Here is a 14,945-nt window from a genome sequence, read left to right as displayed (position 1 = left end):
AGCTGAAAAGAAGTTGGCCCAAGACGGAATTGTTGGGGTTGATAAATGGACTGTGTTACTTGAAGAATATCAAGCTAAATTGTTTACAGTAGAAAAAGCGAAGATAGACAAGTGGACTCTCTATGGAACCTTATGGAAAAATGAAAAAGAAGGATGAGAAAAACGTTTGTTATTTATAAAACCTATCTCATTCTTCATTTTGTGATCTTCTTTACTCACAAAAGTAAATTACGAAAATCAAAATTGCCAAGGAGTAACTAGAGTATACTCTTTATTCGATTAAAGGGTGCGATTATTCAATAAGAGTAATCGCCCTTTACTTATTCAGGAATTGAAAAGGCAATGGCTGTTAACACAGGTTTAAATAACAAGAGTTCTGAACTTAACGCTAAGTTAGTTTTGAGTTTCAGTAATAATAGTGAAGGTTACCCCAAATTTATCCATTACATACCCTTGAGCAGGGGTGAAGGAGGTTTCCTCCAATGGACCGATTACCTTCCCATCCTGTTTTAAGGCCTCAAAAATTTGTTCTGTTGTCTCTACTTCGTTCGTTGTAACATAAATAGCTGCCTGATTTCCTATTTGACGGGGGAACCCAGGCGAATCGAAAAGGATAATTTCCGATTCACCAACTTGTAATCTTGCATGTGCCACATAGTCCAAGATTTGTTCAGGAAAAGACATTTCAGGAAATGATGGAACCTCTCCGTACGTTTGGACCGAGAGGACTTTAGCATCCAATATGCTTTTGTAATATTGGATCGCTTCCTTTGCATTTCCGTCGAACATTAAATGGGGGAATGCTCGTAAGGTCATAAAAAGTCACCTCCTTTATTTACTATTTATTTCCATGGTAGCATATAAATAATGGTTTGATTAATTTTCGATTGCTAATTTAGTTCGTTTCCTATTTATGTTAATTTACCTTGATATCGAGTCTTCATGTAAAGGGGGCTTTAATGGCATAAGGGGTAGAGTATTCCGAACTCTACCCCTAGTTGCTTTTTCTGCCTAAAACTATTTTATCAAAAAGATAAGCACAGAAATCCCAGTGACCGATGTTCTGTGCAAGCTGTCAGAGAAAACAGACAACAAACGTAAACATCAACGTTTACGTTTGTGTTAGAATAACCCACTTAATCAGAACAACAAATGAGAGGAAAGAAATTAAAATTACAAACATTTACGTAAACGTTTGTGTTATACTGCTATTAAGAAAAAAATGAAGGAGGGCGATTATGGGGACGACTATAAGTTTTGGTATTCAAAAAGGTGGGGTAGGGAAAACCACTACAACCGCTATCTCTAGTTTTCTATTAGCAGATATGGGATATCGCGTACTAGCCGTTGACTTTGATAGCCAGGGAAATCTAACAGGGATGCTCACCCAAAGAAATATTTATGACTTTACAGAACACACCGTATTGCAAGCCTTAAAAGAGAAGGATCCAATTCCGTACATACACCAAGTGCGTGACAACTTAGATCTGTTACCCGCGGAAGATTTCCTTTCGATCTTACCACGGTATCTCTATAGAGAATACAAAGGTCATCCAACCACATTACTTCGGGAAACTTTAGATGTTGTAAAAGCAGAATATGACTTTATTTTGATCGACCTTCCGCCAAACCTGGGAGATCATACCATTAATGGATTAACAGCATCGGATTATGCAGTCGTTATGCTGCAATCCGAACCTTTTTGTTATGATGCGTTGGATCGATATTTGGAGTTCTTAGGAGGTGCCCAAGAAAATACCAATCCTGATTTGGTGTTAGCTGGTATTCTTACCACAATGCTAGATGCTCGAGCCACTATTGATTCTTCTATATTGGATCAGGCCAAAGACGACTTTGAAGACCTTGTATTTGAATCGGTCATTCGCCGCAGAAGTCGAATCAAGGAATTCTCTATTGAGGGCATCCAAAATCGATTGAAAGCTGACCGTGTCGCGCTAGCCCCGTATGAAAGTTTTATTAAGGAGTTGATCTCTCGTGTCAAAGAAAGACAAGTACAGTAACTTATTAAATAGAAGAAATTCGAGTGCAGAAAAAAATGAGAAACAACTAAATAAAGCGCATGACTCCCTTTTTCAAAACGAAGAACCTAAACAAGAGAAGAAAAAAGTTGCACCCCAGAAAAAGAAGAAATTTGAAGATAAATATAAACGAGCTACCTTTTATATTGAAAATGACATTATCAAGCAGCTAGATAGCCAAGCAGGAAAAGAAAAAGGGGAAAAGACCCGGATCGTAAATGAGGCCCTGCGGCAATTTTTATCATAGAAGAGCCACTTTATCATCATCGTTTAAACATACAGGTCTCCTTAGCTAACAAAAACGTATACGTTTTTGTTATATGGTGTTAATTACCAAAATTAAAACTTTATGTGTTTAAGTCCAATAAAACTCATATGGTAAATAACTGACTACAAAAACACCAACGTTTATGTACGTTGGTGTTTTTGATCTTTCTTCGAGAGGCGTTATCAGTAGAAAAAAGAGTGAAATCCCACTTAGATTGGTATTTTAGTCCAGTATAGAGTTTCCAGCTATATTTTCACCAAAGAAGCAAATAATCACAAACGTAAACATCAACGTTTACGTTTGTGATTATTGAATAGAATAAACCTCTGATTAAGAGAATGGGGTGAATCTTAAGGTGTAGAGGTATTGCAGCAATTCAAGTTTTTCTTATAAATTGCAGACTTCATTGACACGTTGCACAACAGCAATAGTAAATTAAACACTAAAAAACCTCCACCTTTGAATGTGAACTTTTTGAAAATTAAAATACACTCTTGTCTCTTGCTTACCAATCAAGTTGGAGCTTGGAGAGCCTTAGTAAAATTCTAAAACATAGGATTTAAAGACTTCGCCTGGAAGAGAGAGGTTATAATCCTTGTATATTGTAAATAGAGACCTTTTTAAGTTAATGTCACTAATCTTTAAGGTCTTAAGTGTATTTAGACGGATTTCTTTTTGGATGGCAGCTTTCGAAATGATGGAAATGCCCATGCCAGCTTCTACAGCCGATTTAATAGATTCTGTATTCTCCAGTTCCATAATGACATTCAATTTTGTTGGATTTAGATGGTTTTGTCGTAGCTTTTCTTCTATCACTTGCCTTGTTCCTGACCCTTTCTCCCTTAGGATAAACGGCAAAGATAAAAGCTGTTCGGCAGAAATGCACTCTTTTTCCCCAAAAATATTAGCATTTTCTACTGAGCTAATAATCACCAATTCATCTTCTAGAAATGCTTCCTGTACAAATTCTGGATACGAAATCATCGATTCGATAAAACCAAGGTGAATTTCTTCATTGGTTAACTTTTCAATAATTTGTTGGGAGTTGTAAATTTTTAATATCAGGTTTATGTTTGGATGCTGTTTTTGAAAACTTGCAAAAATATAAGGCAATATATGTTCCCCTATGGTTAAACTCGCCCCTATAATCAAATTACCCTGTGTAGATTGGGAGAGCTTTTGGAGGTTTTTTTGGGTATCATTTATTTGCTTTAAGATTTTTTCAGCAGATTTAAGAAGTAATTCCCCAGCAGGTGTTAAGTAAACTTTTTGTGTTGTTCTCTTAAATAACGGTTCCCCTAGGTATTCTTCCAGTTGGCGAATTTGCAAACTGACGCTTGGTTGAGATACGTGTAAAGTTTTAGCTGTCTCGGAAAAATTCTTTTTAAGTGCCGCTGTGTGAAAGGTTTTTAAATGCTCTAAATTCACTAAGGGTTCCTCCCTTGATTATGTCTCTACTTATAACATTCGCTAAGATGCAAGTAAAAACCTTTCATACTTACTATAAGGTGAAATAAGTAACACCCGTTAATAACACAGAAACAATGAGCATCGCTATTAATGGACGTGCAGCTTTCGTTCGTATCGCCTGAAAACTAACATTAAGACCAAGTCCTACCATGGCCATGGTTAGGATAAACGTGGATAAACTTGCAATGCCATCCATCACCGAAGTGGAGACATGAAGATATTCCCCAAGCACGTAACTTCCAAAAAGACTCATGAAAATGAATCCAAGCAAGAACCAAGGAAATCCAACCTTTGTGGTTCCCGTTTTACCAACATTTCGCTTATTCATCCAATACACTAGGATAAAACACAACGGAATCAATAACAAAACCCTACCCAGTTTTGCTAATAAGGCAATTGCTAATGCATCCTCCCCACCAGGCGCAGCAGCTAAAGCCACGTGTGCAATTTCATGTAAACTAATCCCAGACCAAATCCCGTAAGCCGTATCCGATATTGGTAAAATTGGACGGATGACTGTGTATAGAAGGGCAAAAACCGTACCACCCAATGCAATGATTCCTACACTAATAGCTGTATCCTCTTCCTTGGATTTTACAATTGGAGATACAGCCGCAATTGCAGCAGCCCCACATACTGCTGTACCGACAGCCAATAGCAGCGAGAGTACAAAATCTGCCTTCAACCACTTCGCTATCACCATCATAACCACCATCACAAAGGTGATAGTTGCTATATCCCGGACGAGCAGAGGCATTCCTTGGTTAAAAATCACTCCAATATTTAATTTCAGACCATATAACACAATAGCTACGCGAAGTAATTTTTTTGCGGAAAACTCAATCCCTGGACGGATCTTCTCTGGATACTCCCAAATCTGACGGCATACAACCGAGATAATAATTGCACTCGCCAATGGCCCGACACGATCAAATCCCCAAAGTTGCGATAAACCAACCCCTAGTAACGCAATAAAAAAGGTGAATGCAATACCACCTATCCATGATAAGACCGAAGATTTTATTTTTTGTTTTTTCTTTGGGTTATCAGCTTCCTCTAATTGGTGGGCAAACTGTGCCATAATCAATAAGCTCCTCTCTTGCTTTTTTTAAAACATAGCATAGAAAAGAGCCTTTCTTTTATATGGATCCCTAATGACTGTTATATTAGAAAATCATAAAAATCTCCTTAAACAGAGTATAAAAGGTTTAATACTCTTTGAATTGTTAAAATAATTTGAAAAAAATATATTTTAATGGTATATTGGTTGGGTCACCAAACCTTTTTGATTTAGTTTCGAGAATATATTTAGACCCTTGTAGGTTTTATACCTACAATATTTAGTTAATCTAAAAGTAACCCCTTTTGAATGAAGATTTACTTCTTTACCACTAAATTTAAAGGAGGAAGGGTTAAAGTGAGAGTGTTAATCACAGAAATTATTAAAGAAGAGGGTATTGAACAATTAAGAGAAAAAAACATAGAAGTTCAATATGAGCCTAACCTATGGAATGACAAGCAATCGTTGCAGGAGAAAATTAAGTATGCAGACGCTTTGATTGTTCGGAATCAAACAAGAGTAGATCAAGAATTATTAAATAATGGAAGTCACTTAAAAGTCATTGGACGATTAGGAGTAGGATTAGACAATATTGATGTTGAAAAGGCTAAAGAAAAGGGAATTAAAGTGGTAGTCCCTCGTCACGCAAACGCAACCTCGGTGGCCGAGTACGTTATGGCAGTAATTTTAAATGCTAATCGGCCCATTCACGCAGCTAATGATGATGTGAAAAATGGAAATTGGGATAGAGTAGCCCACACAGGTAATGAAATATACAGGACAACAATTGGCTTAATTGGATTGGGAGAAATTGCTCATCGTGTGGCCAGGAGGGCTAAAGCATTTGGGATGGAAGTTATAGGATATGACCCTTTTATGACGGATTACGATCATGTTATAGCCGAAACAGGCGTACACAGAAAAAAAAGCCTAAAGGAGGTATTGGCTAGTGCTGACTTCATATCCATTCATGTCCCACTCACTTCCTCTACGAAACATTTAATATCGTATGAACAATTTATATCAATGAAACCGAATGCATATATTATTAACTCTTCTAGGGGGGGCATTATTGATGAAGATGCCCTTTATCACGCATTAAAAAACCAGGAGATTGCCGGAGCTTATCTGGATGTTCTAGAAAAAGAACCAATCGATGTAACGGATAAACTGTTAGCTTTTGAAAATCTCACATTTACCCCACATATTGCCGGTCTTACGGAGGAGTCTCAATCCCGTATCTCTATGCTTGTCACCCATGAAGTGGCAAAACTCTTGGAAGGGGAGGCTTCCCTTTGTGTCGTTTAAAAATTAAAGGAGGGATTAAAAGTGTTTACTGATTTTGAGTTTGAAAGAAAAGGAATTTCGGAAAGAGCTGCAGAGCATATCAAACAAATGATTCTAGACAAAAAATATGAAGTCAATCAGAAGCTTCCTGGAGAAAGGGAAATGGCTCTCAACTTGAAGTTAAGTCGTAATACGGTACGGGAAGCATATAAAATATTGGAAGCCTATGGCTATGTCAGAATCAAACACGGCACCGGCATTTACGTCGCTACGGAAGAGCAGCAAATACGAAAAATGACATCATTCTTTTTTATTAGTAGTGACCGTATCAAGGATCTCTTCTCGATACGGAAAGTGCTCGAAATAAATGCTGTGGCATGGGCCATTGAAAATGCATCTGACGATCATATTAATAAATTGGGAGAAATAGTGAAGGAAGCTAAAACAGTAGCTAGCAAGGGCGATGATTATGTAAAGCTTGCGCGCTTAGACCATCAATTTCACCTAGCCCTAGCAGATATTTCTCAGAATTCTGTATTAATTCGTATCATGCATAACTTAATCGATCTATTAGAAGAATCACGGATGCAGGTTATTCAGATACCAGGAAGGCCCATTAAATCAATCGATGAGCATGCGGCTATTGTAGAAGCACTGAAAGTTAAAGATATTTCAATGGCACAAGACTTTATGGCTAAACATTTAGATAGTGTAGAAAAATCTATTATGGAAAATCTGGATGTAAAGGATAAAGTAGAATGAACACATTCAACGTTGATGTGCTGAAGTCATTCTCTGTCCAAGTCCTCACTACATTAGGAGTTAGACAAAAAGATGCCAATACAGTGGCAGACGCTCTCTTAAAGGCCAATCTGGAAGGAGTGGATAGCCACGGTATCAGCCGACTGGGTGTCTACTCAAATCGACTGAAAGACAAAAGAATCAACCCAGCTCCTCATGTTCAATTCGAAAAAAAGGGAACTTCTGTGCTTACAGTAGATGGTGATAATGGGTTAGGACATGTGGTTAGCTCAAAGGCTATTGAAAGAGGTATAGAGATGGTTAAAGAAAGTGGAATGGTTGGTATTGGTATTAAAAATAGCAACCACTTCGGAACAGCCTCTTATTATTGTCAAAAAGCCTGTGAAAACAACCTTGCAATCATTGCTTTCACAAATTCACCTCCAGGTATTGCACCTTGGGGAGGTAGAGAAGCCTTTTTTGGCACCAATCCAATAGCTTTTGGTTTTCCGAATGGAAACAATCCTCCCGTCATTATAGACTTATCTACGAGTAAAGTGGCTAGAGGGAAAATAATATTAGCTGATAAACAAGGAGAATCTATTCCAGACGGATGGGCTTTAGACGAAAATGGACAACAAACGAATAACCCTGCAGAAGCTCTAAAAGGATCAGTGATGCCATTAGGAGGTGCTAAAGGCTATGCCCTTGCATTAGCTGTAGAGATTTTATCAGGTATTCTTTCTGGGGGAGCTTTTAGTCCAAATGTTAACAGTATCTATCAAGAAACATCAAAGGAACCTGCAAATGTTGGTCACTTTTTCATCCTTATGGATATAGAAAAATTCATGCCTTATGAAACCTTTCAGTTCTCCATGGATCAACTAATCAATCAAATGAAAGAAACACCAAAAGCCCCGGGTTATGAAGAGATACGATACCCAGGAGAAAGGCGAGAAAAAGAATTCCAGCTAAGGTCAAAAGAAGGGATTCTCTTATCAAAGAACGTTCAAGATGAGTTGATAAATCTAGGTAACATAGTAAATGTTCCTTTCCCTCAAGCAATGTCTTCCCACAACGCGTAATCAATAAAAAAGATCAGGTCATCTTAACCGATGACCTGATCTTTTTAAATAGAATACTTTTCCCAGCTATAATATGGATAGAAATTAAGCGCTTCGATAAAGTTTTGTCATAACAAATTCACGATGACCAAGAGCTTCTGCGCAAGTTAAACGTCCATTCACAGTGCGATAGAGAATATCCATAAGTGAATCCCCAGCAGCCGTTAAAGACATTTCACGAGATAGCAATCCTTGTACATCAACGTCAATGTGTTCACTCATTGTTCCAGCAGTAATAGGGTTAGCTGTTACTTTTACTACTGGCTCAATAGGGTTACCAATAATATTTCCCTGTCCAGTTGGGAAGAAGTGAACAACAGCTCCTGCGGCAGCCATTAAGGTGATACATTCGGCTGCAGCTGAAGATGTATCCATAAAGTATAGACCGTTACCAGATGTAGGAGCCTCCGCTGGCTCTAACACACCAATTACCTCTTTGCTTCCCGTTTTAGCTATGTTACCGAGGGCTTTTTCTTCTATAGTAGACAGACCTCCAGTAATGTTCCCCTGTGTAGGTTGGGATCCTAATAAATCTACACCTTTGGATTCAATTTCCCCAACGTAATCATCATAAATAGACATAAACTTATCTCTTAACGCTGGTGATGCCATACGCTCAGCAATAAGGTGTTCTCCCCCCGTTAATTCAGAAGTTTCACCAAAGAACACCGTAGCACCTGAATCGACTAGACGGTCAACAGCTTGTGAAACAGTCGGGCAGGATCCCATCCCCGTTGTAGTATCCGATTCTCCACATTTAATACTTATAGTGAGATCTCCTAATTCAACCGGTTCACGCTGAAGTTCAGAAGCCCATTGGACATACTCTTTTGCTTGCCTAGAAGCTTTTTGTACCGTTTCTAAGTCACCGCTACGTTCAATGTAGAAATGAGACACTGGTTTTCCAGTTTCAGCAATACCATCAGCAATTTTCTTAGTCCAGTTCTCTTCAATACCAATAACAACCACAGCTGCCACGTTCGGGTTCGACCCAGTTCCTATGAGTGTTCTAAATAGAAGGTCTAAATCTTCTCCATACTGAAGCCGGCCATAAGCATGTGGTAAAGCTAGTGTTCCTTTAATGTTATTGGCCACAGCTTCACAAGCTGCATTCGAAATGTCATCGACAGGTAAAATAACCACATGATTCCGAACGCCTACTTTTCCATTTTCTCTACGATAACCCAGTAATTGTTGATCCAACTTTACCACCTCGCCGTTTTAATATTGTGGGTATGAACATAATCTCCAACTTGCCACTCGCTCGTCGTTAACCCAATTTGAACCCCATACTTATGAACAGGTTTACTCGCATCTAGATTTTCCAAGGCAATTTTGTGGCCTAACGGGATGTCCCCTTTCGAGACCACTTCGATACTTGAATCATCATCCATAAATACACCAATTACTTTTTCACCTTCTTGGATGTCACTGGTTGCCACGCCCACGTGATCACCTTTATGGTGAATTAGAAACTTATGGACGGCTATGCTCTTTTCTTGTGTTTTTTCCCCTGTAGCAACTGAAGAACGTTCATTGTGAGCCATTTTTTCACTCCTTTTTTGTTTATGTAACGCTATGGTTAGGTGACCCAACCAATTCACTGTAATTGTAATCGCTTTATAATTAAAAATCAACCTATTTTCAGAAAATTTTAAATTATTTGGTCCACTCTCATCAGCTGAGCCGTACTCATTATTTTTTTGTCATTTAAAATTATTTTAATATTTAAAAAATTATTGAATTATTGTACAAAAAATGGTTTAATGATAGTTATATTGGTTGGGTCACTATGCCATAATGAAAACCTTACAAAGGAGGAAGTTCGTTACATAAGTCGAGTATTGAAATGGGTTTAAAATGAGCATACCTGCGTTTCCTTTAGTTCAAATAAGGAGGGTTAATGGTTAATGATGAATGATGTAAAAGTAACAGTGATGCGTTTCGACCCTGATATAGACGAATCTCCCAGATATGATACTTTCCCGATTGAAGCAAAGAAAAATATGACAGTATTGGACAGTCTATTTCTTATCGTTGAGGACCAAGATCCAACGCTCTCATTCCGTTGCGCATGCAGACTAGGAATGTGTGGCTCTTGTGGCATGGTGATCAATGGTCGCGGACGTTTAGCCTGTCGTACAAAAATAGAAAGTTTAGGCGAAAAAATAGTAGTACAACCCATGAGAAATATGGACGTCATTAAAGATTTGTCTGTCGATATGGACAAGTTCTTTAAAAACTGGGAAAAGGTGAAACCTTATTTCGTACCAAAAGAAGATACAGACGAATTTAGTGTAATTCCCCCCTCATCAGGACGGCGGGAGATTATCGACGAAAACCAGGATTGCATAACTTGTGGATTATGTTTCCAATCATGTGATGCTGTCTCTCTAAGAGGTGAAGATGAATATATCGGGCCTGCAGCACTGAACAGAGCGTATAACCTTATTGCAGATGAACGGGACGGAGCTAAAGATGAAAGAATGGATATGGTTACAGAAAGCGATGGAGCATTTGGCTGTCGTTCTTTTGGTGCTTGTGTAGAAGTATGTCCTAAAGGAATCAAACCAATGGCAACCATTCAAAAGATTAAAACCAAGAAGTTGCGGAGAGCTGTAGGGTTAAAATATTAATTCAAATACTAAGGGAGAGGGAGAGGGAGATTCATGGCTACCACAAGTGTCCAAACGAATAAAAGCCTTCAAGAAGTAAAAGTAAAACAACGACCACATGTCGGTTATATTGCTTGGTTAGTCCAAAGGATTACGGCCCTGATCTTGTTAATTTTCTTACCGTTAAAGATTTATAGTGGCTATGCAATGATAGGGAAGTTACCGGGGGCCGGTACAATTTCCTCCTTGCATTTAAATGCCACTGTCGATGCTTTTTTAATTTTTGCGCTTATTTTCCATGCCTTGTACGGGATTCGAGTTATCTTAATCGATATAGGAGTAGTACAGGATAATCGGAATATCTTTAAGGTTTTCACAATTATTGGTTCAGTTTTATGTGCGTTAACATTTTATTTCCTGGTTTCTTAAATCGAGTAGTCTAAATACCAATAGAAGAAGGTGAATAACTTGGAACATGTTGAAACGGATATCCTGATCTTAGGTAGTGGTGGAGCTGGTTTGTTTGCCGCTCATCATGCAGTAGACCAAAACCCCAATTTAAAAGTAATTGTTTCTGCTAAAGGGTTGATTGGAAAAAGTGGTTGTACGCGCATGGTTCAAGGTGGTTATAATGTTGTTCTCCATCCGGATGATTCAGTAGAAAAGCACTTTAAAGACACAATAAAAGGTGGAGGCGGTATCAATAATCAAGAAATGGCATGGACGCTTGTCAATGATGCTCCTAAGAGAATCCGAGAATTAGAAACAAAAATGGGGGTTTTCTTTGATCGCAATGAAGATGGAACCGTTCATCAAAAGCCCTTTGCAGGTCAATCCTTTGATCGAACGGTCCACAAAGGAGACTTAACAGGCATAGAAATTATTTCACGTATGCGGGACCAGCTCTATGCTAAACCGACCGTTAAGGCTTGGGATGAGGTAAGAGCTATTGATTTATTAATAGATGAAGAGAGTCGTCGCGTTGCAGGTTGTTTAATGCTAAATATGCAGACCGGAGAATTTGTAATTATTCATTGTAAAGCTGTCATTGTTGGTACCGGTGGAGCTGCTACTATGTATAAAATTGCAACGCCAAGTCTTGAAAAGGCAGGCGATGGCCTTGCCATGTGTTATCGGGCAGGTACGGAATTCTTAGACATGGAAATGATGCAGTTTCATCCGACAGGACTCTTAGCAGAGAATTCACGTTTGAACGGTGGTGTTTTAGAGGAAGGACTCCGAGGGGCCGGTGGTTATTTGGTCAATTCGTTGGGAGAAAGATTTATGAAAAATTACGACCCTGAACGGATGGAACGTTCTACAAGAGATAGGGTTTCCCGAGCAGCCTATATGGAAATCATGGAAGGTCGAGGTACTCCTCTTGAAGGGGTTCATGTAGATGTATCGCATCTTGGAAAGGAAAACGTACGAAAAATGTTCCCTGGCATGGTGGAACGCTGCAAAGACGTTGGGAAAGATTTAAGTGTGGAGCCAGTAGAAATTTCACCTGCTGCTCACTTTCAAATGGGAGGAGTAAAAGTCTCCAATGATTGTGAGTCGAACATTGCCGGCCTGTTTGTTGCTGGAGAAGATGCAGGGGGAGTGCATGGAGCAAACCGTTTAGGTGGAAATGGCGTTTGTGATTCTACCGTTTTTGGGGCAAGAGCAGGAGATGCTGCCGCAACATACGTCAGTTCTATAGAGACCGTTGCAAAGATTTCTGATACACAGGTACATGCCATCATTGAAGATATTATCGAACCCTTTAATCGAATGGATGGAGAGAACCCTTTCTATATTCGTAACGATTTGAAAAACTTAATGTGGGAAAAGGTAGGACTTGTACGTAACGGTAAAGATTTGATGGAAGCTGTGGAGGAATTGGAATTATTAGAAGACCGTGTGAGCCGTGTAGCCGTACACGGTTCCAGAAAGTACAACCTTACTTTACAAGAGTTATTAAATGTTCGAAATCTTGTAACCGTTGCCAAAATGGTCACATCAAGTGCTTTGATGCGTACAGAAAGCAGGGGGTCACACTATAGAGAAGACTATCCAGAGAGTAACGATGAAGATTGGCTAAGTAATATTTATGTAACCAAGAATGAAAACGGTGAGCCCGCATACAGCGTTAAGCAGACAAACCAAACCCATATCAATGTGAAGGAAATTCAAGGATACAAAATTGTTGCGATTTCAAAATAATTTTTAAAGGAGTGTTTCTCACATGGCTGTTGCCGATTATGTTGCTTCCTATAAAAATGCTTGGGAAGTGGATGAGAATTTTTATCAGAAGGTAGAAGAAGCATGTAAAACTCTATATATTGAATCCCTTAAGGATTTACCGCCTGATGTAAGGGTAGCTTTAGAAAAAGCTCATGAAAAGGAACAATTGGAAAGTGGAAAAGATATTTTAGCGACACTTATTAAAACCGTATCGACTGCTGATGATGAAAAATTGTTGATCTGCCAGGATACGGGCATACCCGTTTATTTTGTGAAAGTTGGAAACCAAGTTCGGTTTGATGGATTACGATTAGAGCAAGCGATACGAAAAGGAACAGAGCGTGCAACATTAGAACATCCTCTTCGAAGCAGTATCGTCAATACATTAACGAGAAAAAATCACGGCACATCTACTGGAGAACAGATTCCCGTCATCCATTATGAGTTTGTGGAAGGAAATGAAATAGAAATAATGATTGTTCCCAAAGGATCCGGTTCTGAAAATATGAGTTACCTTAAAATGTTGACCCCTGCCGAGGGGATAGAAGGCATTAAAAAATATGTACTTGAATGTGTGTTTGAATCGGGTGCCAACCCTTGCCCTCCTACCATTGTAGGAATTGGTCTTGGTGGATCCGCAGACAAATGCGCAGCCCTAGCTAAAAAGGCAGCCGCACGTGAGGTGGGTTCCCAGAACCCTGACCCGGATGTTCAAGAATTGGAAGAAGAATTATATACAGCTATTAATAAAATGGGGATTGGAGCACATGGATTAGGAGGCAACACCACGGCTTTAGCTGTCCAAATCGAGGCTGCTGATACCCATATGACCTGTAACCCCGTCGCTGTAAATATGATGTGCTGGCCAGCACGAAGAATGAGAGCTACCTTTAAAAGTCACGAAGCAAAACCAGAAATCACCTATTAACGGAAAGGAAGAAATGTATGGCTCATTACCAATTAAAAGCCCCGTTAACCGATGAAGATATAGACAAGTTATATACGGGTGATACTGTTACTCTGGAAGGGATTATCTTTGGGATAAGGGATGCAAATTTAATTCGTCTGTTTGATCATAAGGTAGATTTACCAGAAGATTTGAAACCCCAGTTAAAAGGGGCCATTGGTCTTCATACAGCACCTGGCGTGCGAAAACTAGAAGATGGAACATACGAAAAAGTGAGCATCGGTACGACTACGAGCTACCGAATGGATCGTTTTACAAGGGGATTGATGAAAGATTATGGTGTTCGTGTCATTGTAGGAAAAGGAGGTCTGTTAGATGAAGGAAGCCAGGCTCTCGTTGATCATAAGGGGTGTTACTTTACCATTCTTGGTGGTTCTGCAGCATTAGAAACAACACAAGTAGAAGCTATTGAAGATATATGGTGGGAAGACCTTATGCCTGAAGCCATATGGAAATTCAGAGTAAAAGATTTCGGTCCTCTGATTGTCTCTATCGATTCTCACGGGAATAATAAGTACAAAGATATAAAAAAAATAGCGAGGCAAAACCTAGATAATATACTAAGTGAGATATAAAAGATAACAAAAAAAGGTTTCGATCATCGTTCTTTGATCGAAACCTTTTTTTGTTATTTTTAGCTAGTTATGTTTTATTAAATCCTATTCAACAACCAACGTAGACTGCATATCTTCATGTCCTTCACCGCAAGGTATGCTGCACTCAATCGTATACTCTCCCGGCTTTTCAGGAGTAAAAGTAGTAGAACCTTCTCCTTCCATATTAACATCAAACTCATCGATTACTATCCCGTGGGCTCCTTGTTCGTTCGTTAAATTCACCGTAACCTCTTCTCCGGATTCTACAGTATATTCTGACTGGTCAAATTCAAAATTCGTCGCAGAGATATCAAGATTATTCCCCGACGTATTCTCTTCTCCGCCGGTTTCTTCCATTTCTTCTGAACCTGTGTCTTCTTCTGAGCCTCCACAGGCGGTCAGCCCAAATACGAGACTGACCATCAGCGTCATAAGTATTACCTTCAGCGAGGCCCTATTTCTCCTCCTTTTTCCTTGATCCGTCTTATTATAATTTCCTGTTTTCACCTGCATCAAACGTCACCTCTTCTTTGGATTCTAGACATTTATATT

General features: G+C 39.1%; 16 protein-coding genes. 10 read left to right on the top strand and 6 right to left on the bottom strand.

Going from position 1 to position 14,945, the window contains the following annotated elements; translation table 11 throughout:
- Nucleotides 1–393 precede the first annotated feature (393 nt).
- Complete coding sequence (locus ACGTNH_RS20375) at nt 394–816, bottom strand: VOC family protein (RefSeq protein WP_394588917.1); 423 nt, start codon at nt 814–816, stop codon at nt 394–396.
- Nucleotides 817–1,238: 422 nt separating this feature from the next.
- Between ACGTNH_RS20375 and ACGTNH_RS20370 the strand changes: the two genes are divergently transcribed.
- Both ACGTNH_RS20370 and ACGTNH_RS20365 read left to right on the top strand, forming a co-directional pair.
- Nucleotides 1,239–2,021: a ParA family protein gene (locus ACGTNH_RS20370; protein ID WP_394588916.1), complete on the top strand. Its 783-nt coding sequence runs from the start codon at nt 1,239–1,241 to the stop codon at nt 2,019–2,021.
- The gene (locus ACGTNH_RS20365; protein ID WP_394588914.1) at nt 1,996–2,286 is read left to right on the top strand and encodes a hypothetical protein; all 291 of its coding nucleotides are present in this window, start codon (nt 1,996–1,998) and stop codon (nt 2,284–2,286) included. The genes ACGTNH_RS20370 and ACGTNH_RS20365 overlap by 26 nt, the downstream gene beginning before the upstream one ends.
- Nucleotides 2,287–2,841: 555 nt before the next feature.
- On the opposite strand, the gene ACGTNH_RS20360 is transcribed toward ACGTNH_RS20365, so the two are convergent.
- Together ACGTNH_RS20360 and ACGTNH_RS20355 are read right to left on the bottom strand one after the other, a co-directional pair.
- Nucleotides 2,842–3,735, bottom strand: a complete 894-nt coding sequence (locus tag ACGTNH_RS20360) for a selenium metabolism-associated LysR family transcriptional regulator (protein ID WP_394588912.1) — start codon at nt 3,733–3,735, stop codon at nt 2,842–2,844.
- 73 nt (nt 3,736–3,808) lie between these two features.
- Entirely contained in the window at nt 3,809–4,858 is a 1,050-nt protein-coding gene (locus tag ACGTNH_RS20355; protein ID WP_394588911.1) for a YeiH family protein, read from the bottom strand.
- A 336-nt stretch (nt 4,859–5,194) separates the two neighbouring features.
- On the opposite strand from ACGTNH_RS20355, the gene ACGTNH_RS20350 reads away from it, so the two are divergent.
- From ACGTNH_RS20350 to ACGTNH_RS20340, 3 genes are read left to right on the top strand one after another with little or no spacing between them, the layout of a single operon-like run.
- Nucleotides 5,195–6,145, top strand: a complete 951-nt coding sequence (locus tag ACGTNH_RS20350; RefSeq protein WP_394588909.1) for a hydroxyacid dehydrogenase — start codon at nt 5,195–5,197, stop codon at nt 6,143–6,145.
- A 21-nt stretch (nt 6,146–6,166) separates the two neighbouring features.
- Nucleotides 6,167–6,886 carry a FadR/GntR family transcriptional regulator gene (locus ACGTNH_RS20345; protein ID WP_394588907.1) on the top strand — a complete coding sequence of 240 codons (720 nt, stop codon included), beginning with the start codon at nt 6,167–6,169 and terminating at the stop codon, nt 6,884–6,886.
- On the top strand, nt 6,883–7,950 hold the full coding sequence (locus ACGTNH_RS20340; RefSeq protein ID WP_394588904.1) for an Ldh family oxidoreductase: 1,068 nt from the start codon (nt 6,883–6,885) through the stop codon (nt 7,948–7,950). The genes ACGTNH_RS20345 and ACGTNH_RS20340 overlap by 4 nt, the downstream gene beginning before the upstream one ends.
- Nucleotides 7,951–8,034: 84 nt before the next feature.
- Here ACGTNH_RS20340 and ACGTNH_RS20335 read toward each other — a convergent pair whose 3' ends face one another.
- Nucleotides 8,035–9,192, bottom strand: a complete 1,158-nt coding sequence (locus tag ACGTNH_RS20335) for a UxaA family hydrolase (protein ID WP_394588901.1) — start codon at nt 9,190–9,192, stop codon at nt 8,035–8,037.
- 2 nt (nt 9,193–9,194) lie between these two features.
- Nucleotides 9,195–9,536 carry a UxaA family hydrolase gene (locus tag ACGTNH_RS20330; RefSeq protein ID WP_394588899.1) on the bottom strand — a complete coding sequence of 114 codons (342 nt, stop codon included), beginning with the start codon at nt 9,534–9,536 and terminating at the stop codon, nt 9,195–9,197.
- A 363-nt stretch (nt 9,537–9,899) separates the two neighbouring features.
- On the opposite strand from ACGTNH_RS20330, the gene ACGTNH_RS20325 reads away from it, so the two are divergent.
- From ACGTNH_RS20325 to ACGTNH_RS20305, 5 genes are read left to right on the top strand one after another with little or no spacing between them, the layout of a single operon-like run.
- Complete coding sequence (locus tag ACGTNH_RS20325; protein WP_394588896.1) at nt 9,900–10,625, top strand: succinate dehydrogenase/fumarate reductase iron-sulfur subunit; 726 nt, start codon at nt 9,900–9,902, stop codon at nt 10,623–10,625.
- A 33-nt stretch (nt 10,626–10,658) separates the two neighbouring features.
- Nucleotides 10,659–11,033 carry a succinate dehydrogenase/fumarate reductase transmembrane subunit gene (locus ACGTNH_RS20320; protein WP_394588893.1) on the top strand — a complete coding sequence of 125 codons (375 nt, stop codon included), beginning with the start codon at nt 10,659–10,661 and terminating at the stop codon, nt 11,031–11,033.
- 39 nt (nt 11,034–11,072) lie between these two features.
- Nucleotides 11,073–12,809, top strand: coding sequence for an FAD-binding protein (locus ACGTNH_RS20315; RefSeq protein WP_394588891.1), 1,737 nt, complete (start codon nt 11,073–11,075; stop codon nt 12,807–12,809).
- Between the two features lie 22 nt (nt 12,810–12,831).
- On the top strand, nt 12,832–13,758 hold the full coding sequence (locus tag ACGTNH_RS20310) for a fumarate hydratase (RefSeq protein WP_394588889.1): 927 nt from the start codon (nt 12,832–12,834) through the stop codon (nt 13,756–13,758).
- 17 nt (nt 13,759–13,775) lie between these two features.
- On the top strand, nt 13,776–14,372 hold the full coding sequence (locus ACGTNH_RS20305; RefSeq protein ID WP_394588887.1) for a fumarate hydratase C-terminal domain-containing protein: 597 nt from the start codon (nt 13,776–13,778) through the stop codon (nt 14,370–14,372).
- An 84-nt stretch (nt 14,373–14,456) separates the two neighbouring features.
- On the opposite strand, the gene ACGTNH_RS20300 is transcribed toward ACGTNH_RS20305, so the two are convergent.
- Nucleotides 14,457–14,906, bottom strand: a complete 450-nt coding sequence (locus tag ACGTNH_RS20300; protein WP_394588886.1) for a cupredoxin domain-containing protein — start codon at nt 14,904–14,906, stop codon at nt 14,457–14,459.
- Nucleotides 14,907–14,945: the final 39 nt, after the last annotated feature.

Origin of the sequence: Halobacillus sp. B23F22_1, assembly GCF_043497005.1 — a bacterium.
Classification (GTDB): domain Bacteria; phylum Bacillota; class Bacilli; order Bacillales; family Halobacillaceae; genus Halobacillus_A.
Note: the sequence above shows the minus strand (reverse complement) of the source record. Positions and strands in the feature narration are given on the sequence as shown.